This is a genomic window from Bradyrhizobium sp. GW821-FHT13H06, assembly GCF_058803975.1.
In genome coordinates this window covers 632,885-651,885 of the sequence record NZ_JBXAPN010000002.1, presented here as the reverse complement: position 1 = coordinate 651,885, position 19,001 = coordinate 632,885, and the positions used below count along the sequence as shown (strand labels likewise).

The window sequence follows — 19,001 nt, the reverse complement described above, 5'->3', positions numbered from 1 at the left end:
CGCTCCAGCCGCCGTCAGGTGCTCGGCCAAGAATGATTGAATCGCCGCTGCCGGACGCCGCCCTGCGGTCAAGCACTTGCTTGCGCGCAAAGCAGGAGGATTGATACGCGGCCCTACCGTGATCGGCAAAGTGAACGATGGCCGGGTCCCACCTCGCAAGGCGTCCCCTCGCGAAGAATTGCCGCAAACCAATGGAGGACCCCTGACCGCGAGCGATCGATTCCCATCGTCGTGCAGGCCCCCGTACGCAACGCGCCGCGGTGCGCATAACCGACTACGTCTTTACTTTGCCTTCAAGATATTGCCTCGCGTCTGCCACCGCAACGATCGACTCTGCGACCTCGTCGGGAATTTCGCAGCCGAAGGCTTCTTCGAAGGCTATGATGAGCTCGATTATGTCAAGGCTATCGGCACCCAGATCCTCGATAAACCGCGCCGACTCGGTGATCTTTTCCGGCGCAACATTCAAATGCCGGCCAACTATTTCTCTGATCCGATGGCTAAGACTATCCACGGCTGGGGTCCCCGATCCGGCACCATCGAACATTGCCGCGCATTCCGAAAACACGTCAAGGGACAAAGCAGTTCCCCGTAGCCGCCACAAATGAAAGCCGCGGTGAAGCCCAGGGGGGCATTGATCGACGCTGAAGTGGGCCACGCGCCTCGGATCCGCCGCCACTGCGATGCCGACGATCAATGCCAACTGATGAGGACGCTGAGCCGCCCCACGGAGCCGGATCATAGGGAAGCAAAGGAATCTATCATGGACGCCTTGCTCTGGGCGGTTCGAGAACAACCTCTTTCAGGTGATCGCTGCTAACGATCAGGACAAGGAAATGCAGCTTGCCATCCTTGTTCAGAAGACTTGCGCCAATAGCCTTTCCGTCGGCAGCCCTCTCCGCGATAAGCACGGCGTCCGACAATTTTTGCCGAACGCCCTCCAGGGCGACGAAATCATTCCGATCGTTGGCATCGAGATTCTCCAGGGACAGGACAGTTTCCCGGCCCGCAACGTCTCCGGTTTTCCCATCGATTGCATTTTCCCAGATCCGAGATTTCCTGGTCGTTCTTACCTTGTAAACGGCCGATCCCGACGAGCTATCGAAGGTGACATCCGCAGCCCTCGATCCGGCGTGCAGTTTCTCCGCGATCGCAATCGCCCGCCGCAAGGGCACTTTGGCTGCGCGGAAGAGCTCGAGTTCACGTCTAGCCGCATCATTGCCGGTATCCTCGTTGTCGACTTGAGCTGCAGCTTGCTTCTGCAAGAGAACCGGGGTGGCGTCGGGCCAAGCGATCGCCCGCGACGGCGAGAGCGCCACGAGCGGCAGGAGAGGGATGAGATACAGGATTGCCTTTGACATCAGTCATTTCCGCGGTGATCGAGTCTGACCCAATCAAGCCAATCGCTTCCGCATGGGCTCGCTCCATTGCGGCATCTTATATGCAAGCCTATCATAAGCTTGCTTGTTTAAGCAAAATAGCCTATTGATGTTCGGGCCTAAAAAGTCGGGCCTTGGGTGCGGCGCTCGCCCAGTCCATCGTCCAATGAAAAATAGGTGGAAGCGATGAGGGATGCGCCCATGAACCAGAAAGCCGAATTCAGCCCGGTATCAATTTTCACGCTAATTGGCGCTGGGCTGGTCTTCGCGATTGCCATCGCAATCCTGGTCTTGCTTGTATCCTGTTTGTATGAGCCGATCGCCAATCCTTAATTCGCGCAACAGCTCAGCCGGCCTCTTTGTTTGCGGTGGGAGCGAAACCCTGCCACTTCCGGGGTGACGAGCAATGGCTGGGGTCGAAGAGATTGGCGATGAAAGGCGTTGCACAACAATCGAACGCATTTCGAAATCCGAATCCCAGGTCGGCATGGCCAGGACATATGATCGAAGCAGGAAGCGATGCCGCGCTCTCTGTGGATCGTTTAGTCGGGCAACAACTCGGCGGTATCGGGTAGCTACATGACGCCAACGATGCTCACCGGGCACCAGGGCCACCCGATCGCGGCGTCGATCGAAGGGGATGAGCAGGCCTTCCCGGTCGTCCTGGCGCACGGCGGAGGGCAGACCCGTCGCGCTTGGAAAGCTGTCTCAAAACTGTTGGCGAGTCATGGATTTCGCGCGATCGCGATCGACATGCGCGGGCATGGCGACAGTTCCTGGGCCACGGACGGAGCCTATGATATCCGCGATTTTGCAAGCGACCTTGTGGCCATTGCGCAAGCCAGCGCCCGAAAGCCAGCTCTAATTGGTGCTTCGCTTGGAGGGCTGGCAGGCATTGTCGCCGAGGGCGAGCTCAGCCGTGACAGTTTTGCATCGCTCACGCTGGTCGACATCACCCCGCAAATGGAGCCGGAAGGCGTGGCCAGGGTGGTCGGCTTTATGGCCGCGCATGCGCGCGAAGGCTTTGCATCGCCGGAGGAGGCTGCGCACATCATCTCTCAATACTTGCCGCACCGACCAAGCCGAAAGGCTTCGCCGGGGCTTCAGCGGTATCTTCGTCTGGGGGAAAACGCGAGGTACTACTGGCATTGGGATCCCGCATTTATCGAAGGCGTAATGCAGGCTCGAATAGCGGACGTCGAACTCATCGATCGTCGGCGTGCGACTTTGAGCGCCGCAGCTTCACAATTGCGCTTGCCGGTGCACCTGATCCGGGGAGGGTCAAGCGATCTGGTCTCGCCCGAGGCCGTGGCGCATTTCAGGAGCCTGGTTCCACACGCCGAGTATAGCGACATTGCGGAAGCCACACATATGGTGGTCGGAGACAAGAACGACGCCTTTGGCCAGGCCATCGTTGAATTTCTGGTTCGTACGCACGGGGCTGAGGTGGCCCGGTGAGTTCGGAGCAGACCAAGCCTTACGATCTCGAGCAGTTGCGCGAGCGCCTGCAGGTCGCGCCCTTCCATCGCTGGCTGGGCCTCAATCTGGTTACCCTAACCCGGGATGAGCTGATCCTCGAAATGCCCTGGCGTGACGAGATCGTGTCCAATCCCAAGATCGCTTCCGCGCATGGCGGCATTCTTTCTGCATTGATCGACCTGACGGGGTTGTACACTATTCTCGCATTTGGAGGGACAGCGCGCGCGACCATTGATTTGCACGTGGATTTCCACCGACCTGCAACACCCGGCCCGCTGCGCGCAATTGGTCGACCTGTCAAAATTGGGCGCCAGATGAGCGTTGCCGCAACACGAATCGTCAGTGGCGACGGCGCCCTACTGGCGAGTGGGAGAGGCGCTTATGTTGGCGGCTAGGCTGGCTGCGATGCGCGGCTTTTTGCGTTCGACCAAGATGCCACTCGCTTTGCATCGGAGCCAACAAGCTGATCGCGCGTCAGAAGCTTCGGTGCCACAGCAACTTGCTCTCGGGTGCCTGGGTCGAGATCCCGGCTCCAACGCTCGACTCGCCCGGCGGCTTGACAAACTATGTGCATGCGACGTGCATGGCCTCAGCGACAAGCGCCGAGGCCCGCGGAACGTTATGCGGCGCCGTCGCGTCACAAGAAAAGATACTCATCGAGAATAAAGGGAGACAAAAATGACTGCCATTACCGACAAACTCGCCGCTGCTTCTATTGCGCTCACCTTGTTCGGTCTCTCGACGTGCACCGCGCTGGCGCAGAAGAGGTATGACACGGGTGCCACGGACACTGAGATCAAGATCGGCAACATCATGCCCTATAGCGGCCCGGCATCCGCCTACGGCGTAATAGGCAAGACCGAAGAAGCTTACTTCAAGATGGTCAACGACCGCGGCGGCATCAACGGTCGCAAGATCAATTTCGTGACCTATGACGACGGCTACTCGCCCCCAAAGGCAGTCGAACAAGTCCGCAAGCTCGTCGAAAGCGACGAAGTGCTGCTCGTTTTCAATCCGCTTGGCACACCCTCGAATACCGCGATCCAAAAGTACCTCAATTCCAAGAAAATCCCGCAACTGTTCGTGGCGACTGGCGCCACCAAGTGGAACGATCCGAAGCATTTTCCCTGGACCATGGGTTGGCAGCCGTCCTACCAAAGCGAAGCCCAAATCTATGCGAAATGGCTGATGAAGGAGAAGCCGGATGCGAAGGTGGCAATTCTCTATCAGAACGATGACTTCGGAAAGGACTACGTGAAGGGCACCAAGGACGGCTTCGGGGCCAAGGCTTCCAGCATCATCATGGAAGAAAGCTATGAGGTCTCCGAGCCCTCGACCGACTCCCATATAGTCAAGATCAAAGCCGCCAATCCCGACGTCCTGCTGATCTACACGACGCCGAAATTCGGCGCGCAGACCATCAAGAAGACCGCTGAGCTCGGCTGGCGGCCGCTGCAGATCATCACCAACGTGTCGGCCTCCGTTGGCAGCGTGATGCAGCCCGCGGGCTTCGACAACGCTCAGGGAGTACTGTCGGCGGCCTATGCCAAGGACGCAACTGACCCGCAGTGGGCCAGCGACCCCGGCATGAAAAAGTGGGCCGAATTCATCGACAAGTATATGCCGGGCGCCGACAAGACTGACAGTGGCCACGTCTATGGTTACGGGGCCGCCCAGACTTTGGCGAAGGTGCTTGAAATGTGCGGCGACGATCTAACACGCGCCAATGTCATGAAGCAGGCAGCGAGCCTGAAGGATTTTACCCCTGACACTCTTCTGCCCGGCGTCAAAATCAACACCGGGCCTGCCGACTTCGCGCCGATCAGCTCGCTTCAGCTGATGAAGTTTAGGGGCGACAAGTGGGAGCTGTTCGGCGACATCATCAATGGTGACGTCGCGACAGAATGATGGTCGACGAAACGCAGCAACGAGCCCGCGCGGGCAATCACCGGAGGCTCTTTGCTAATGGCTCGGCCATCTTCTTCCATGCGTCGCCCCGTGAAATGCTTGCGACCCGAGCGGAACATGGGAGGCAGACTACTGGTTTCCAGATTGACCGATCTAAAATTCCGGAATTCAATCCCAGGTGTGTCGATTACCGCCGATACGGCGCAATCTGGGGAATGCGGCCCCGGCCTTATTGCCCCCTGTCCTCAGGGCCGGGGCCGTTTTCGCTCCAGGAAGATCAGGTGCCACTCTTGCCTGGTCGCTGATCCGGCCTCGCGTCTTGCAACCCGTCGTACCCGATTGGAGTGCGTCGGTCAGGGTAGTCTAGCGCCAAAGCGGACACCGCTACCTGAGCGTAGGAGGGTTGGTATGATGTCCACCGGTGCCCACTTCGAGGATCTCAGTGCAGCCGTTCGCTATGCGCTGGAGACAACCCGAGCGACTGCCGCCTGCCCATTCCATCCGGATGTCACGATTCGCGTCGGTGATGACGCCGCCGAGCGCCACGCTCTTGAACGCGCCAAGAGGATCATCAAGAGGGATGGAACGCGTTGGGACTGGGAGGCCCTCAGGGAGGAATTCAAGCGTCAACTCAGCAAAGCCGCAGACGGCCAGTGTCCTCGGTGTTTGGGGAGGGGTGACTGATCGGGCTTGGTCTTGGTGGGCAGTGCCCCCGTAGGTTGCAGCCATCCGAGTCCCTAGCAAGAACGACCGTTGGAGCAACCCCTTTTGTTCGAACCATTGCCTGCGCCCAACAGCGACGTCGCGGAGCCAGCGTTGAATTGGCTCAACATCGCAGCTAATTAATTAGGTTGTCACCACGGTCGGGGCTGCGTGAAACAGGTCATTTTGAGGAGCTGTCCTGAGCGCAAAGATCGATCTGTTTTCGGTCTGCTGTGTGAGATTGGAATTATATCGGTATTTCAATTATATATGAGTTCGTGGTTTTATTCGGAATGGCGCGCCATTTGCGTACAAAACCACGAACATTTCCGTTCTCGTTCTGTCTGCCGGCAATGGCGGCCTGGAGAATGTCCTTGCTGCCGATGATCCGGATGGCTTGATCATCAACACCTCGACCGCGTTGCGGAGCCGGCTTATCCGTATCCGTCCGAGCTAGGCCGCGGACAGGGGCTCAGCGATTCCATCGCTTGAGGAGTTGGGGGTCTTCCTTGTGCATCCTGATGAGCTCCGTCAGGTTTTCGATGCCGAAGTCGGTGAACGCCATGACTTGATCGTCACCTATGCCGTAAACCCATATGACGCCATCCTCTGTGTCCATTCCGTTGGCCACGTCCCAGAGCCAGTCCTCGTCTTCGCCGAGGTCTTTTGCGACGCGAGCGATGGTGAAGACGGCGTGAACCTTGTTGACGTGCATGGCTACGCCGCCTGGGCGGAAGACCTCGACGCAGGAGGCGTCCAGTTCCAGGGCAACAACTCGTGCAGGCGGTTCTGCGGCATGTCGGCGATGCACGCGAAGACGTCGGCAAGCCAGGCTTTCGGGTCGATGTCGTTGAGACGCGCCGTCATGATAAGCGTGGCCATCACGGCAGCCCGCTCGGCGCCGCGATCAGAACCGGCGAACAACCATGCCTTTCTTCCCAGAGCAAAACCACGCAACGCTCGCTCCGCTGCGTTGTTCGTCATGCAGATCCTTCCGTCGTGGACAAAGCGGGCAAAGCCCTCCCAACGGTTGAGCAGATAGTTGATCGGCTTAATCACGTTGGACGAACGTGAGAGCCCGGCAGATTCCGCCCGCAGCCAAGCCTCAAGGTCGGTCAGCAGCGGCGCGCTTCTGTCTTGGCGGACCCGCAGCCGCTCCTCAGCATTCAACCCATGGATCTCGCGCTCGATCTCGAACAGCTGGTCAATTCGACGAACCGCTTCCAGCGCAATGGGCGAGATCGCCGTCGCCGATCTTCCGCGGCGAGCGTTCTGGGCGATGTCGGCAAGTTCGAAGAACGCCCTCCGGCCATGTGCCCAACAGAAGGCGGGCGTGGCCGGCAGCGCTTTGCGTCCGGGATCGAAGAGAGCGTTGAACCCGCTATAGGCATCGGCCTGCAGGATCCCGGCGAAGGTCTGAAGATGCCGCGCGGGATGCTCGCCGCGCCGATCGCGCGAAGCGTAGAACAGTGCCGCCGGTGGATCTCGCCCGCCGAATGGCCGATCGTCGCGAACATAGGTCCAAATCCGCCCGGTGTCCGTCTTTCCCTTCGCCAGGATCGGGATCTTGGTGTCGTCGCCATGGAGCCTATCGGCGGAGAGCACATAGGCTTCGATCAATTCAAAGATGGGTCTGACCGCGAACGCTCCGGCGCCGACCTGGTCCGCCAGCGTCGAGACCGACAGGTCGATCCCCTCGCATTTGAAGCGCTGGCTCTGTCGGTTCAGCGGCTGATGCTGGCCAAATTTGTCGTACAGGATCGTCGCCAGAAGCTGCGGTCCGATATAGCCCCGTGACGTGGCATGGAACGGCGCCGGCGGCTGCGTGATCGCCTCGCAATCCCGACAACTGAACTTCTCCCGGACTGTGTCGATGACCTTGAACCGGCGTGGGATCTCCTCCAGCGTCGAGGTCACGCTTTCGCCGAGCTTCGACAGCCGCGCCGACCCGCAGCAGGGGCATTGCGTCGGAGCCGGCAGGACCACGCGTTCTCGCTCGATGTCGTCGGGGAAGGGCTGACGCACCGGCCGCTTGCGCTCAAACGAACGCACCGTCTGCGTCTTCCCGGCCGCCTTCTCGGCGGCCATCTCATCCTCTGTCGCGCCCGCCTCGAGTTCCTCAAGCTCAAGCTCCAGCTGATCGAGCAGCCGTGCCGACCGCTCGGAGCGCGTGCCATATATCGTGCGTCGTAGCTTCTCGATCTCGAGCTTGAGATGGGCAATCAGCGCTTCGGTGCTCGATTGCTTCGCCTGGGCATTGGCCGCTTCAGCAAGCCTGGCTTCCGCCGCAAGCCTGGCCGCGCGTTCGGCCAAAATCATTGCATGCGCGGCGGCAAGATCGGGCGGCAGGTCGGCGCTGGAGTCCATGGCCAGATGGAATCACATTCGCTGCCAAACTCAAATAACAAAGTCTCAGCCTACGCTGGTCGGACGCCAGGTCTCTTGGGGATTGCGCCAGTCGATGCCGGACAGCAGATAGCTCATCTGCGCCTGCGAGATCGACACCACGCCGTCCGCCAGCGACGGCCAGACAAAACGACCTCTCTCAAGCTTCTTCGTAAACAGGCATGCTCCCTGGCCGTCATGCCAGATCACTTTCAACAAATCACCCCTGCACCCGCGGAAGCAGAACAAATGACCACTCAGCGGATCGCGGCGCAGCACCTCTTGCACCTGCAACGACAATGAGGCGAAGCCTTTGCGCATGTCGGTGTGGCCCGTCGCCAGCCACACCCGAACTCCCGTAGGGACCGGAATCATTGCGGATCCAGAGCCTCGATGATCCGGCGAAGCGCCTCAACGTCGATGCCCGCATCAACAATGACGCGCCGCCCGCCAGCCAGCTCGATCTCAATCCGACGCTCCGTCGAATGTGCGGTCGCGCTCTCCGAGGAGGCCGCCACCGACGCCACCGGCCCGCCCTCGGCCATAACTGCCCTGACAAACCCAGCCTCGGATTTGGTCCGGTTCGCTGCGAAGGCTCTTCGCCAGGTCACCAGCAGAGAACGTGATAAGCCGTATCGCCGCGCTGTCGCCGCAACCAGGCGCGGCTCGGATAGGCTTTCCAAAACAATCCGCGCCTTCTCCTCCTCAGACCAGCGGCGCCGCCGGCCTGTATCAACCACTTCAAGTCGATTCAGCGCGCTGTACGTATGGCTGTCCATACGTACAGTTCTCAACCATCAGGCCAGCCCGCCGCAAGGCGGCTCTCCTCGGAGGCTTACGCTTATCCAGCAGCTTCAGAATCCGCTTGTCGGTGGCCTTCGTATAGATCGGCTGCTTGCCGGGCCGCGGCTTGTCTTGCAGCCCTTCAAGGCCGTGATCGGCATAGCGGTGCCGCCAAAGGCTAACAATCCGCGGCTGAACGCCGACTTCTTTGGCGATCGAGCGGGTGCTGCGCCCGTCCGCCGCCAACAGAACTATCCGCGCCCGCTTCAAATCGCGCTGCAACGTCACAGGTGAGCGACAACACGCCTCCAGCACCTTGCGATCTTTCCGCGAAAGGTGGACTTCTCTTGCTTCGGGTACCATCCATATCTTGAATCACGACTCACGATCTAAGAAAAGTGGGTACTACAAACTATACATCCGGCCAGTCGAGCGGCGCTGGCAGGCTGCAGGCACCATGTCAGGTGGCGAGCAGAAAATGCTCGCGGTCTGCTGGGCGATCACTGCCAAGCCGAAGGTCCTCATGCTCGATGAGCCCTCGATGGGCTCGCCCCGCTTGTCGTCGCCGAGATGTTCCGACTCATCGTTCGCCTTCGCGACGATTACGACCTTGGCATTCTTGTCGAGTAAAATGCCAAGGCAGCCCTGCGCATCGCCCCGATGAGGCCTGCGTTCTATCCTTCTGAGGGGTGACAAATCGCGGAGCCAGCGCAGCCCTTCTTCGCGATTCACGCGTGGTCGAGACGTTTGGCGGGGCGCGTCAGCGTAACCTGACGAATTACCATGGCTTCGCTTATTCGCGGCGGACGGGGGTCAACAATTTCCGCGCGATGCTTGCCGGCGTCTCGCTGCCGGGGCGATACCAAGTGATTGCCCAATTCATCGCCCCAAGTAGCCCGAGTCGGAAGATGCGCCGGTCGATCCCTGCCGGCAATGGAAGTTCCGCGATCAGATTCTTAAACACAGCTTCGTAACTGTCGCGGAGAGTGACCACCTGTTCCGGAAGGCTGGAGACCGACAAGTGTGAGATCAGGACCGCTGCAAAACGATTCTTATCCAGCAGACCTTGCAAATGAGCAATGCAGGCTGCTTCCAGGCGAGCCCACGGATCCCCTCGGCCCGCCAGAGCCATTTTCACTGCGTCCAGCGACTGCGACACGGCGAAGGAATAGACGGCGGTGAACAATTCCTCTTTGGAGGGAAAGTGATGATACAGCGACCCCGGCAGGATGCCGACCGCGGCCGCTATGTCACGTATTGACGTGTTCTCGTAGCCCTTGTTGCCGAACAGCCGCGCTGCTTCGCTGATCAGCACCTGGCGACGGTCTTCAGAAAAGTCATGCCGGTTGTCGTCAGTGTGCGGACGGCGGGGCGCTTTTGCGCGTCGAGTTTGCGGAGCAGGGCGGGCGCGTCGGCTTTTTGCGATCATCGGTTTCGTTCGGAGCACCTAGCGGGGCATGTCATGTCCTACCTGACGAGTTCAGTCTCGTCGAGGCGGATGTGGTCGTGTCCGGGCTTCTATGAGCCGGATACCGCATCAGGTTTGAAGCTTCACGGCACTCACCTTACTAGATCTATGGCTCTTACCTGCTTCCGTCCTGCATTTCCGAATGCTACCTCGCATATCGACCACCCTACCATCGCAATGCGGGAAACCAAATTGGAAGACTGGAAGTGCCAAACAAACGATTGTTTCGCTAGCTTTAGTAGTATAGTAGGGGGCTAACAATAGACCTGATCAAGAAGGAGGGAAGGAATATGGGAGCTTGGGAGGCAAAAGGGCCGGCAAAGGGCGCTTGCAAGTCGTGGCGCGACCTCTATCCGGAGCTTGCCGAAAAGGTCACCAAAATAAGGGCGCCGTCCGGGCGTGGCATCGCGTGGGAAGGCACTGAGATCTGGGCTTATCGCGACCGGCCTGCCAATATTTCGGAGTGCCTTGCCGCGAATATTGCGCGCTGGCCCGATCGCGAGGCTTATGTTTTCTATCCCGGCGGCCAGAGGATGACTTGGCGTGAAGTCGGGATACAGGTCGATCGCGTCGCCGCGCGGCTTCGGCAAGACTTTGGTTTCAAAAAGCGCGACCGGCTATGCCTGTTGACGGCAGGGTGCCCGGAATACGTCATTAGCTATCTTGCAATCATCAAGCTCGGCGGTGTCGCCGTGCCGGTCAATCTCGGGCTCACTGTTGAGGGGTTGGTAGCGCAGACCAACAAGGTCGGGGCCAGGGGGCTCGTGGTTTCGCCGGACGTCTGGAACGGCAAGCTCGAGTCGGTGCGAGCCGGTCTCGACAGCGTGCAAGCGGTGTTCATCACTGGCATGGAAGCACCGTCGGGAACGCTCGCTTACTCTGTGCTGACCCGCGCCGGCATCGATTCGGTGCCGCACGAGGCGATCGATGAATGGGACCTGTGCGCGATCTCCTTCACTTCCGGCACAACCGGCGTGCCCAAGGGCACGATGGCCATGCACATCAATGCGCTCGGCTGTGCCCAGAACGTCGTGATCGCAGCCACGGGGCTCGACGAGAACGATGTCAACTTGTGCATGCCACCGCTGTATCACAACACTGCCGTTTACGCCGACTTCTTGCCCGCGCTGCTCAGCGGCGGGAAATGCGTGATCATGGCGGCCTTCGCGCCACTCGACGCCATCAAGCTCATAGAGGCCGAGCGGGCAACGTGGGCGGTGGCGGCGCCGATCATGCTTTGGATGATGATGAATCATCCGGAATTTCGAAATCATGACTGTTCGACGATGAAGAAGATCATCTTTGGAGGTCATGCGTCATCGGAGACGTTCATCAACCAGCTCAACCGGGAGTTCTCACCAATTTCCATGGTGAACGCCGGCTCGGTTTCGGAAAGCACCGCGTTGGGCTTCGCGCTGCCCACCGAAGACGCGATCCGCAAAATCACCAGTTGCGGCCTGGCGACGCCGAACACCGACATCGCGATCTTCGATGATGCCGGCAATGAAGTCCTGGAACCCAATGTTATCGGCGAAGTCGCGTACCGCGGCCAGCAGACGAACGCGGGATATTGGGAGGAGCCCGGGAAGACCGCCGAGGTCTTCCGACGCGATGGTTTCGTCCTGTCGGGCGACTGGGCCAAGATCGACGAGGAGGGATACCTCTGGCTGCTCGATCGAAAGAAAGACATGGTCGTGCGCGGCGGTCAGAACGTCTATTGCATAGAGGTCGAGAACAAGTTGTACCTGCACCCGAAAGTGCTCCGGGCGGCGGTGGTTGGAGTGCCCGACCACGTCTTCTCGGAGCGCCTGAAAGCAGTGGTGGTGCTTAAGCCCGGTCAGAGCGCGACGGAAGAAGAGATCCGTAGCCATTGTGCGCAACATCTCGCCAAGTACGAGATGCCTGAATATGTGGTTTTCGCGAGCACTCTGCCGACGAACCCGGCAGGGAAGACCCTCAAGACCGCTCTGGTCGATTCCTGGGGTGAATCGGACGGCGCCACTGCCCCCGCGCGTTTCGCCGCCTTCTGCGCAAGCATGCCGCCCGCGCTGATGGATATGCCGCATCTGAGGGTTGACGGAAGCCCTGTCACGCCTCGTGAGGCGCTCTCGGAACTGGAGCAGGGCACGGTGAAGGGACAACGCATTGCTCGGACCATCGAGGAGCAGGGCGTCTCCGCGTTGACAAGACCAAACGAAGCTAGATTCCAGAAATAAGCTCAAGAACTAGGTCTGCGGAAGCGCGACAATGCCGGCTGAGTCCCGCATCGTCGCGCGCCGCGCTGGAAGGTTGTGGGAGTTCCCTTTGATGCTGAACGTTGACTTCTCCGATTCCAAGACAAATGCCGACCCGTTCCCGCTCTTCGTGCAACTGCGGGAGAACGATCCGGTACATTGGTCGCCAGCCATGAAGGCATGGGTTATTACACGCTATGAGGATGTGAAGCGTGTGGCGATGGACTACTCCGATATGTCGGCGGACCGATTGGGTCCGTTCTTCGCAGCCGTGCCCGCCGATCGTCAGAGCTCCTACGCTCATCTGATGACCTACCTCGGAAAATGGATGGTCTTCCGTGACCCGCCCGAGCACACGCGTCTGCGCCGACTGTTCACCAAGGCGTTCACCTCGCGCTCGGTCAAGGCGCTTGAGCCCAATGTGGAACAGATCGTCGGGATGCTGTTCGACCAGATGGAGCAAAAGTCGCGCTCGACCGGAGTTGTCGACTGGATCGCCGACTTCGCCTATCCCTTGCCGGCAACCGTGATGATGGATCTGCTCGGCGTGCCAAGGGAGGATTTGTATCTCGTCAAGGACTGGTCCGATGACATTGCCCTCTTCATAGGGACCTCGCGTGCGACGGCCGATAAATATCTGCGCGCCGAAGCCGGGGCGAAAGCGATGGCGGACTACTTTCGCGGCATCCTCGCGAAACGGGCGGCCGACCCGCAGGACGACATTATCAGTCAACTCGTGATGGCACGTGGCGAACGCGAGGCGCTGACGGACGATGAGGTGATTGCCACTTGTATACTTCTGCTGTTTGCCGGGCACGAAACCACGACCAATCTGCTTGGTAACGGCTTCTACTACACGATGAAGTTCGCGGACCAGTGGAAGCGCGTCAAGGACGATCCTTCACTGATCGAGCCGGCGGTTGAAGAATGGCTCCGATACGATGGGCCAAGCGGCGCGGTGGGGCGTGTCGTTACGAGAGACTTCGAGCTCGGCAACAAGCGGCTGTTGCAAGGTCAGCGGCTGTTCGCCTTCATCAATTCCGCCAACCGCGATCCCGAAGTGTTTGCGGAGCCGGACCGCTTCGACATCAGCCGATCGCCAAACGTGCACTTGACGTTCGGTCAAGGCATTCACTTTTGCCTCGGCTCGCCGCTCGCCAGACTAGAGGGGCAGTTTGCGCTGCGCGCCTTGATCGAACGGTTTCCCGGAATCACGCTGGCGACTGCGGCCGCTCCGGAGTGGAAAGATTCGGTCACTCTGCGAGGCATGAAATCGCTCCCGGTACGTTTGCGGTGATCCGCAGAGTGTGGAGATGACTCTGATGAGAAAGACAATGCCGGAAGTATATGTGATCGGGACCGCCTGCACCGCATTCGGCAAGAAGCCCGAAACGAGCTTCAAGGAATTGACGCGTGAAGTCTATCTTTCCGTCTTGAACGACGCAGGAATGGAGGACGGTCGCGACATCGTAATGTCATGGTTCGGAAATTGCGGAATGGGCTCATTTGGGCAGCGCAATATTCGCGGGCAAGTCTGCCTCTCGCCGCTGGTTCGGGATGGTCTGTTTCCCGAGCGCGTTCCGACGATGAACGTTGAAGGTGGCTGCGCTACTGCGTCCCAAGCATTCCATGGCGCCTGGAAAGACATCGCGTCGGGTGATGCTCAGTTGTCACTCGCCATCGGAGTCGAGAAGACGTTTATTCCGGATGACCCTGCACGGACCCAGGAGATTTTCGATGGCGGCATCGATCGCCTGGATCCGGACGAGTGGCTCACCTATTATGGTGAAGCCGGAAGAGCATGCGGCAAGCCTTTCACGCCTGGCGAGAAGCGCGGCACAATCTTCATGGATACTTATGCGATGCAGGCGGCGTATCACATGAAGCGTTACGGTACGACACAACGACAGATAGCGGCGGGTGCGGCCAAAAACCACAATCACGGGAGTCTCAACCCACTTGCGCAATACCGCTTCAAGGCAACGATCGACGAGGTGCTGGCTGATCGTGAAATCAGCTATCCGCTGACACGAAGCATGTGCGCGCCGATCGGCGACGGTGCTGCAGCTGCGCTTGTTTGTTCGAAGGACTACCTTGCTGCATTGCCGGGACGGGTGCGGGACCGGGCGGTCAAGGTTCGGGCCAGCACGATGTCGGGCGGCAAGTACCGGTCGCTCGAGGAGCCCGGGCTTTCACGCATTGCGGCGGACAGGGCTTACAAAATGGCCGGACTCTCGCCGTCAGATATCGATGTCGCCGAAGTTCACGATGCGACATCGTTCTGCGAAATCTATCAAGTCGAGATGCTTCGGCTTTGCCCAGAGGGGCAAGGCGGCGCCTATGTCGCATCCGGCGCAACCACGCTCGGTGGCGAGCGCCCCGTAAACCTCTCAGGGGGACTCGTCTCCAAAGGACATCCTATCGGGGCCACGGGCTTGTCGATGATTCACGAGCTCGTTCTGCAGTTGCGCGGAGAGGCGGGGGAGCGGCAAGCGAAGAAGGCGCGAATAGCGCTTGCCGAAAATGGCGGCGGCGTCATGGGCTTTGACGAAGCGGCCTGCGCGATAACGATCCTGGAAAAGCCCGATTCCATCTGATTTAAGCTCATCGTTACCGCAAGGGAAAACTGCAGGCGCGTCTTTTCGAAATTGCATGACGAATTCCGCCCGATGATACGCGAGAAACAACACTTATTTGGTTTCATAGTAGTAGCGTCGGGCATTTGGGCGACCTCTTTGATGAAATAGGCGACGGATTTTTGGCGCCTTGGGAGGAAGGCAAACGGACGAGCGGTTGTCCATGTTGCAATGGCCGGCTTTACGTCGGAATACCCGGCTGGAATAAATTGGAATCCGCAGGCAGAGACGCTCGGGGGCCCGGCAAACCCCTTCCGAATCGGAGATTCGGCTTTTCAAAGGCAGGGGTTTGGCCCTATCTTCCGCGAGTGCCGGAAGGCGGGGCCCCGGCCCTTCTCCGGCCGGGAATCGGAGGCAGCGGGGAGGGGAAGAGAGATGCTGATCCTGCAGAACTTCGAGGTGATGTACAGCGACGTCATCCTGGCGGTGAAGGGCGTCAACCTCGACGTTCCCGAGCGCAGCTGCGTTGCGCTCCTCGGTGCCAACGGCGCGGGCAAGAGCACCACGCTCAAGGCGATCTCGGGCTCGATCGAGACCGAGGACGGCAAGATCACCGGGGGCACGGTCCACTTCGGCACCCGGCTCATCAACGGCCTGTCCTCGGAGGTGCTGCTACGCGAGGGGCTGGCGCTGGTGGCCGAGGGGCGGCGGGTGCTGCCGCATATGACGGTCGAGCAGAACCTGATCGTCGGCGGCCACATCCTGCCCTCGGGGCAGGCGCTGCGCCACAACCTCGAGATGGTCTACGAACGTTTCCCGCTGGTGAAGGGGCTGCGCTCGCGCCAGGCGGGCTATCTCTCGGGCGGCGAGCAGCAGATGCTGGTAATCGGCCGGGCGCTGATGGCCGACCCCAAGCTCGTGATGATCGACGAGCCCTCGCTCGGCCTCGCGCCGATGATGGTCGAAGAGATCTATGCCAACCTCGCGCGGCTCAAGGCCGACGGGCTGACGCTGCTGATCGTCGAGCAGAACGCGGGCGCGGCGCTGAGCGTGGCCGACCACTGCTACGTCATGGAGAACGGGCGCATCGTGCTGGACGGTTCGGCGCGCGAGATGGCCGAAAATGAGGACGTGCGCGAATTCTACCTCGGCCTCGATTCGGGCGGTAAGAAGAAGAGCTTCCGCAACATCAAGCACTACCGCCGCCGCAAGCGCTGGCTGGGCTGAGCGGCCGCGGCCGCCGCCCGATGCGCCGGGGGGAGGCGGCACCACATGGAAATGCACCCGCCCCTTCAGACGCGCCCCGTCCGGGGGGAGGCGCCTGTCGCGATGCCCGGCCTGCGCCTCCGGTCGCAGCCCGCCCCGCCCCGGCGGGTCGGGCGGCCCCGGAAACCGGACCAGCCCGGGCCGGGGGCGGCGACCGTCGCCCGGGCAGCGGATGCGGCCCCCGGCCCTGGCGGCCGTCTCCGTTGCGGGGGTCCTGCAACGCCCCCCGCAACCGCAAACGCCGCCCGGCTTCCCGGGCGGCGCGGCTCTCTGGCGGCGGGCGCGGGGTTACTTCAGCTTCCACTGCACCAGCGCATAGGGCGGGGTCGCGTCGGGGTGGGGCTCGAACACCGCCTCGACCTCGGCGCCGATCGGGATCTCCTGGCGCGGATCGCCGAGGAGGTTGCCCAGCATTCGCACGTTGCCCGCCTGCGGCAGCTCGACCAGCACCGCGATGTAGGGCCCCTGCTCCTTGAGCGCGGGGTGGACGGGGTGCCACAGCCGGGTCCAGGAATAGATGCGGCCCTTCGGCGCGATCGTCACCCATTCCATGTCGAAGGATAGGCATTCGTGGCAGAGCCACTCCGGCCCCCACTGCCAGGTGCCGCAGGCCTTGCAGCGCTGCACGCGCAGCTCGCCCTTCAGCGTGCCTTCCCAGTAGGGCCTGTCGAGATTGTCGTTCTCGACGACCGGGGTCGGCATGTCCTTGGGAAGATAGTAGCTCACAGCATTTCCTCCGAACCGAAGACCAGGCTCGTGACCGGGCTGACCATGGGCCCGGCGATGACGGCGGCGGTCCGCGCCCCCTGCACCTGCGAATCGGCGGTCCCGCGAAGCTGGCGGACGGCCTCGATCTGCAGCTCCAGCCCGTGCATGTAGCAATGCGCGAGGTTGCCGCCGCTGGTGTTGAGCGGCATCTTCCCCTTGCCCACGATCAAGTTGTCAAGCGTGAGGAAGTCGTTGGCCTCCTCGGGCTTGAAGAAGCCGTGCTCGGCCAGCGCCATCAGCACGCCGCCGGTGAAGTTCTCGTAGGACTGGACCACATCCATGTCCTGCGGGCCGAGTTTGGCTATGTTCCACAGATGCTTGGCCACCGGGCCGAAGTTGGCCGAGGGGTAGTTCGGCATGTTGTAGCCGCGCGCCGCGGACCGGTGGTCGGAGCCCTGCGCCTGCGCCAGCAGATAGACCGGCTTCTGCTTGAGGTCGCGGGCGCGTTCGGCCGACATCAGGATCAGCGCCGCCGCACCGTCGTTCTCCATGCAGCAGTCGTAGAGCTTGAAGGGCTCGGCGATCCAGCGCGAGTTCTCGTAGAGATCATCGGTGAGCTGCACCCCCCGCATGACTGCGCGCGGGTTCGACTGCGCGTGGTGGTAGGAGGCCTGGGCGATCGCCTTGAGCGCGTCGCGCCGGACCGCGTGCTCGTGCATGTAGCGCGTGACCTTCATGGCGAAGCGCTGCGCCGGCGCGATCACCCCGTAGGGGGTGCTGAGCGCCATGTCGCCCGAGACGGTTCCCCCCGCCGCGGCCTGGCCGAAGCGGCGGAACTGGCCCTGCGCGAGCGAGCGATAGACGACCACGACATCGGCGAGCCCGGCCATGATCGCCGCCGCGCCGTTGCCGACCGCGCCCGCGCCGCCGCCGCCGCCGCCCCCCCATTGCAGGTTTGAGAAGCGCAGCTCGGGCGTGCCGAGCGCGGCCGCGAGGCGAGAGGGGTCGCTGCGCTCGTCGGCGTAGGAGGCGAAGCTGTCGATCTCCTTGGGGCTGATCCCGGCATCCTCGGCGGCGGCCAGGATCGCCATTAAAGCCATCTTGAATTCGGGATCGGGCGACTTGCCGTGCTTGTAGTAGTCGGTCTCACCGATCCCGACCACCGCGACCTTGCCACGAAGGTTTCGTTCCGCCATGATTTCTCCTGTCCCCTGTCCCATGTCCGTCATTGTCGGCGCGCCGCGCGGGGCGCGCTATTCCAGGCCCTGCGCCAGCGGCCGGACGCGCTGCGCCATCTCGACCAGCGTCTGGCCGATCCGTTCGCCGCGCCGGTCGCTGTACTGGCCCGAGAAGAGGGTCGCGGTAGCGACCAGCAACGGCACCCCGCGCTCGTCGGTGATCGCAGCCGAGATCGAGTGCAGGCCGTTCACGAAGTCGCCGGCGTCGAGCGTCCAGCCGCGCTCGAGCCCGGTCAGCACCTCCTGATAGTAGGTGTCGAAGGTGAGCGGGCGGATCCAGTGCACCTCGTCGAAGTAGCGGCGGATCTCCTCCCGGCTGAGGTTCAGCTTGCCCGCCATCGCCCGCCCGGTCGAGCCCACCAGCAGCGGTAGGCGCTGGCCCACGGTCATGTGCACCCGCGTCTGGCGGGCGCTGGAGGTGACCATGATGAGCAGCATCCGGGTGTCCGACACGCGCCGCCACAGCGACATGGTGATGTCGTGGGCGTCCGAGATCTCCTGCATCGCCACACGGATGCCCGACAGGTCGCCGCCCATGATCGCGTTGCTGGAGGCGAGGTCGAGCAGCCCGTAGCCCAGGCGGTAGCGCTTGGTCTCGGGGTCGTAGCGGACTAGCCGCTCGGCCGCCAGCGTCTGGAGGATGTTGAAGCAGGTGCTGGTGTTCAGCCCCAGATTCCGGGCGATGCGGCTGCCGCGCATGGCGCCCTGCGCCTTGGCCAGCAGGCGCAGGATGCGCACCGCGCTGACGACCGCGCCGACCGGCTTGCCCACCATCACCTGGACTGGGGCGTTGGCCGCTTGGCGCGTGCCGGCCGCCGCACCGCTGCCGTCGGTTTCGCGGAAATCGGGTTCGAGCATGACCGTCCTTGCCGTTG

The 19,001-nt window shown here is 61.4% G+C and carries 19 protein-coding genes and 1 pseudogene; 9 read left to right on the top strand and 11 right to left on the bottom strand.

The genetic code is table 11. The features are described from left to right. Nucleotides 1-274: 274 nt before the first annotated feature. Both AC1RQP_RS09975 and AC1RQP_RS09970 read right to left on the bottom strand, forming a co-directional pair. A complete protein-coding gene (locus AC1RQP_RS09975) occupies nucleotides 275-514 on the bottom strand; it encodes an acyl carrier protein (RefSeq protein ID WP_492937135.1) in 240 nt (79 codons plus the stop codon). Nucleotides 515-761: 247 nt separating this feature from the next. Continuing rightward, on the bottom strand, nucleotides 762-1,361 hold the full coding sequence (locus AC1RQP_RS09970) for a PepSY domain-containing protein (protein ID WP_492936796.1): 600 nt from the start codon (nucleotides 1,359-1,361) through the stop codon (nucleotides 762-764). Nucleotides 1,362-1,580: 219 nt separating this feature from the next. On the opposite strand from AC1RQP_RS09970, the gene AC1RQP_RS09965 reads away from it, so the two are divergent. The 4 genes from AC1RQP_RS09965 to AC1RQP_RS09950 all read left to right on the top strand — a co-directional run bounded on the left by AC1RQP_RS09965 (nucleotide 1,581) and on the right by AC1RQP_RS09950 (nucleotide 4,766). Next, on the top strand, nucleotides 1,581-1,712 hold the full coding sequence (locus AC1RQP_RS09965) for a hypothetical protein (protein ID WP_492936795.1): 132 nt from the start codon (nucleotides 1,581-1,583) through the stop codon (nucleotides 1,710-1,712). Nucleotides 1,713-1,958: 246 nt separating this feature from the next. Further along, on the top strand, nucleotides 1,959-2,837 hold the full coding sequence (locus tag AC1RQP_RS09960) for an alpha/beta fold hydrolase (RefSeq protein WP_492936794.1): 879 nt from the start codon (nucleotides 1,959-1,961) through the stop codon (nucleotides 2,835-2,837). After that, entirely contained in the window at nucleotides 2,834-3,253 is a 420-nt protein-coding gene (locus AC1RQP_RS09955) for a hotdog fold thioesterase (RefSeq protein WP_492936793.1), read from the top strand. Before AC1RQP_RS09960 ends, AC1RQP_RS09955 begins: the two co-directional genes overlap by 4 nt. A 283-nt stretch (nucleotides 3,254-3,536) precedes the next feature. Further along, on the top strand, nucleotides 3,537-4,766 hold the full coding sequence (locus AC1RQP_RS09950) for an ABC transporter substrate-binding protein (protein WP_492936792.1): 1,230 nt from the start codon (nucleotides 3,537-3,539) through the stop codon (nucleotides 4,764-4,766). A 1,174-nt stretch (nucleotides 4,767-5,940) separates the two neighbouring features. On the opposite strand, the gene AC1RQP_RS09945 is transcribed toward AC1RQP_RS09950, so the two are convergent. The 5 genes and pseudogenes from AC1RQP_RS09945 to AC1RQP_RS09925 all read right to left on the bottom strand — a co-directional run. Continuing rightward, nucleotides 5,941-6,183, bottom strand: coding sequence for a hypothetical protein (locus AC1RQP_RS09945; protein ID WP_492936791.1), 243 nt, complete (start codon nucleotides 6,181-6,183; stop codon nucleotides 5,941-5,943). A 2-nt stretch (nucleotides 6,184-6,185) separates the two neighbouring features. Continuing rightward, complete coding sequence (tnpC, locus tag AC1RQP_RS09940) at nucleotides 6,186-7,835, bottom strand: IS66 family transposase (protein WP_492936790.1); 1,650 nt, start codon at nucleotides 7,833-7,835, stop codon at nucleotides 6,186-6,188. A 45-nt stretch (nucleotides 7,836-7,880) separates the two neighbouring features. Next, nucleotides 7,881-8,201 (bottom strand): IS66 family insertion sequence element accessory protein TnpB, encoded by a 321-nt coding sequence (gene tnpB / locus AC1RQP_RS09935; RefSeq protein WP_492936789.1) that lies wholly within the window; start codon nucleotides 8,199-8,201, stop codon nucleotides 7,881-7,883. A 23-nt stretch (nucleotides 8,202-8,224) separates the two neighbouring features. Then, nucleotides 8,225-8,632 carry an IS66-like element accessory protein TnpA gene (tnpA, locus tag AC1RQP_RS09930; RefSeq protein ID WP_492936788.1) on the bottom strand — a complete coding sequence of 136 codons (408 nt, stop codon included), beginning with the start codon at nucleotides 8,630-8,632 and terminating at the stop codon, nucleotides 8,225-8,227. Nucleotides 8,633-8,654: 22 nt separating this feature from the next. Further along, nucleotides 8,655-8,999, bottom strand: a pseudogene (locus AC1RQP_RS09925) (helix-turn-helix domain-containing protein); the annotation flags it as partial. Nucleotides 9,000-9,093: 94 nt separating this feature from the next. Between AC1RQP_RS09925 and AC1RQP_RS09920 the strand changes: the two are divergent. After that, a complete protein-coding gene (locus tag AC1RQP_RS09920) occupies nucleotides 9,094-9,300 on the top strand; it encodes a hypothetical protein (RefSeq protein ID WP_492936787.1) in 207 nt (68 codons plus the stop codon). Between the two features lie 129 nt (nucleotides 9,301-9,429). On the opposite strand, the gene AC1RQP_RS09915 is transcribed toward AC1RQP_RS09920, so the two are convergent. Further along, nucleotides 9,430-10,065 (bottom strand): TetR/AcrR family transcriptional regulator, encoded by a 636-nt coding sequence (locus AC1RQP_RS09915; protein ID WP_492936786.1) that lies wholly within the window; start codon nucleotides 10,063-10,065, stop codon nucleotides 9,430-9,432. Between the two features lie 329 nt (nucleotides 10,066-10,394). On the opposite strand from AC1RQP_RS09915, the gene AC1RQP_RS09910 reads away from it, so the two are divergent. The 4 genes from AC1RQP_RS09910 to AC1RQP_RS09895 all read left to right on the top strand — a co-directional run bounded on the left by AC1RQP_RS09910 (nucleotide 10,395) and on the right by AC1RQP_RS09895 (nucleotide 16,141). Then, a complete protein-coding gene (locus tag AC1RQP_RS09910) occupies nucleotides 10,395-12,320 on the top strand; it encodes a class I adenylate-forming enzyme family protein (protein ID WP_492936785.1) in 1,926 nt (641 codons plus the stop codon). Nucleotides 12,321-12,411: 91 nt separating this feature from the next. Further along, complete coding sequence (locus tag AC1RQP_RS09905; RefSeq protein ID WP_492936784.1) at nucleotides 12,412-13,635, top strand: cytochrome P450; 1,224 nt, start codon at nucleotides 12,412-12,414, stop codon at nucleotides 13,633-13,635. Between the two features lie 25 nt (nucleotides 13,636-13,660). Beyond that, nucleotides 13,661-14,935 carry a thiolase family protein gene (locus tag AC1RQP_RS09900; RefSeq protein WP_492936783.1) on the top strand — a complete coding sequence of 425 codons (1,275 nt, stop codon included), beginning with the start codon at nucleotides 13,661-13,663 and terminating at the stop codon, nucleotides 14,933-14,935. A 414-nt stretch (nucleotides 14,936-15,349) separates the two neighbouring features. Then, on the top strand, nucleotides 15,350-16,141 hold the full coding sequence (locus tag AC1RQP_RS09895; protein WP_492936782.1) for an ABC transporter ATP-binding protein: 792 nt from the start codon (nucleotides 15,350-15,352) through the stop codon (nucleotides 16,139-16,141). A gap of 327 nt (nucleotides 16,142-16,468) precedes the next feature. On the opposite strand, the gene AC1RQP_RS09890 is transcribed toward AC1RQP_RS09895, so the two are convergent. From AC1RQP_RS09890 to AC1RQP_RS09880, 3 genes are read right to left on the bottom strand one after another with little or no spacing between them, the layout of a single operon-like run. Continuing rightward, nucleotides 16,469-16,906, bottom strand: a complete 438-nt coding sequence (locus tag AC1RQP_RS09890; protein WP_492936781.1) for a Zn-ribbon domain-containing OB-fold protein — start codon at nucleotides 16,904-16,906, stop codon at nucleotides 16,469-16,471. Beyond that, a complete protein-coding gene (locus AC1RQP_RS09885) occupies nucleotides 16,903-18,084 on the bottom strand; it encodes a thiolase C-terminal domain-containing protein (RefSeq protein ID WP_492936780.1) in 1,182 nt (393 codons plus the stop codon). Before AC1RQP_RS09885 ends, AC1RQP_RS09890 begins: the two co-directional genes overlap by 4 nt. 57 nt (nucleotides 18,085-18,141) lie before the next feature. Then, on the bottom strand, nucleotides 18,142-18,984 hold the full coding sequence (locus tag AC1RQP_RS09880) for an IclR family transcriptional regulator (RefSeq protein WP_492936779.1): 843 nt from the start codon (nucleotides 18,982-18,984) through the stop codon (nucleotides 18,142-18,144). Between the last annotated feature and the right edge of the window lie 17 nt (nucleotides 18,985-19,001).

Excerpts from the sequence above, each read along its gene's own strand:
- AC1RQP_RS09970 (WP_492936796.1), bottom strand. The coding sequence starts at position 1,361 with ATGTCAAAGGCAATCCTGTATCTCATCCCTCTCCTGCCGCTCGTGGCG.
- AC1RQP_RS09965 (WP_492936795.1), top strand. The coding sequence starts at position 1,581 with ATGAACCAGAAAGCCGAATTCAGCCCGGTATCAATTTTCACGCTAATT.
- AC1RQP_RS09960 (WP_492936794.1), top strand. The coding sequence starts at position 1,959 with ATGACGCCAACGATGCTCACCGGGCACCAGGGCCACCCGATCGCGGCG.
- AC1RQP_RS09950 (WP_492936792.1), top strand. The coding sequence starts at position 3,537 with ATGACTGCCATTACCGACAAACTCGCCGCTGCTTCTATTGCGCTCACC.
- AC1RQP_RS09945 (WP_492936791.1), bottom strand. The coding sequence starts at position 6,183 with ATGCACGTCAACAAGGTTCACGCCGTCTTCACCATCGCTCGCGTCGCA.
- tnpC (WP_492936790.1), bottom strand. The coding sequence starts at position 7,835 with ATGGACTCCAGCGCCGACCTGCCGCCCGATCTTGCCGCCGCGCATGCA.
- tnpA (WP_492936788.1), bottom strand. The coding sequence starts at position 8,632 with ATGGACAGCCATACGTACAGCGCGCTGAATCGACTTGAAGTGGTTGAT.
- AC1RQP_RS09920 (WP_492936787.1), top strand. The coding sequence starts at position 9,094 with ATGTCAGGTGGCGAGCAGAAAATGCTCGCGGTCTGCTGGGCGATCACT.
- AC1RQP_RS09915 (WP_492936786.1), bottom strand. The coding sequence starts at position 10,065 with ATGATCGCAAAAAGCCGACGCGCCCGCCCTGCTCCGCAAACTCGACGC.
- AC1RQP_RS09910 (WP_492936785.1), top strand. The coding sequence starts at position 10,395 with ATGGGAGCTTGGGAGGCAAAAGGGCCGGCAAAGGGCGCTTGCAAGTCG.
- AC1RQP_RS09905 (WP_492936784.1), top strand. The coding sequence starts at position 12,412 with ATGCTGAACGTTGACTTCTCCGATTCCAAGACAAATGCCGACCCGTTC.
- AC1RQP_RS09900 (WP_492936783.1), top strand. The coding sequence starts at position 13,661 with ATGAGAAAGACAATGCCGGAAGTATATGTGATCGGGACCGCCTGCACC.
- AC1RQP_RS09895 (WP_492936782.1), top strand. The coding sequence starts at position 15,350 with ATGCTGATCCTGCAGAACTTCGAGGTGATGTACAGCGACGTCATCCTG.
- AC1RQP_RS09885 (WP_492936780.1), bottom strand. The coding sequence starts at position 18,084 with ATGGCGGAACGAAACCTTCGTGGCAAGGTCGCGGTGGTCGGGATCGGT.
- AC1RQP_RS09880 (WP_492936779.1), bottom strand. The coding sequence starts at position 18,984 with ATGCTCGAACCCGATTTCCGCGAAACCGACGGCAGCGGTGCGGCGGCC.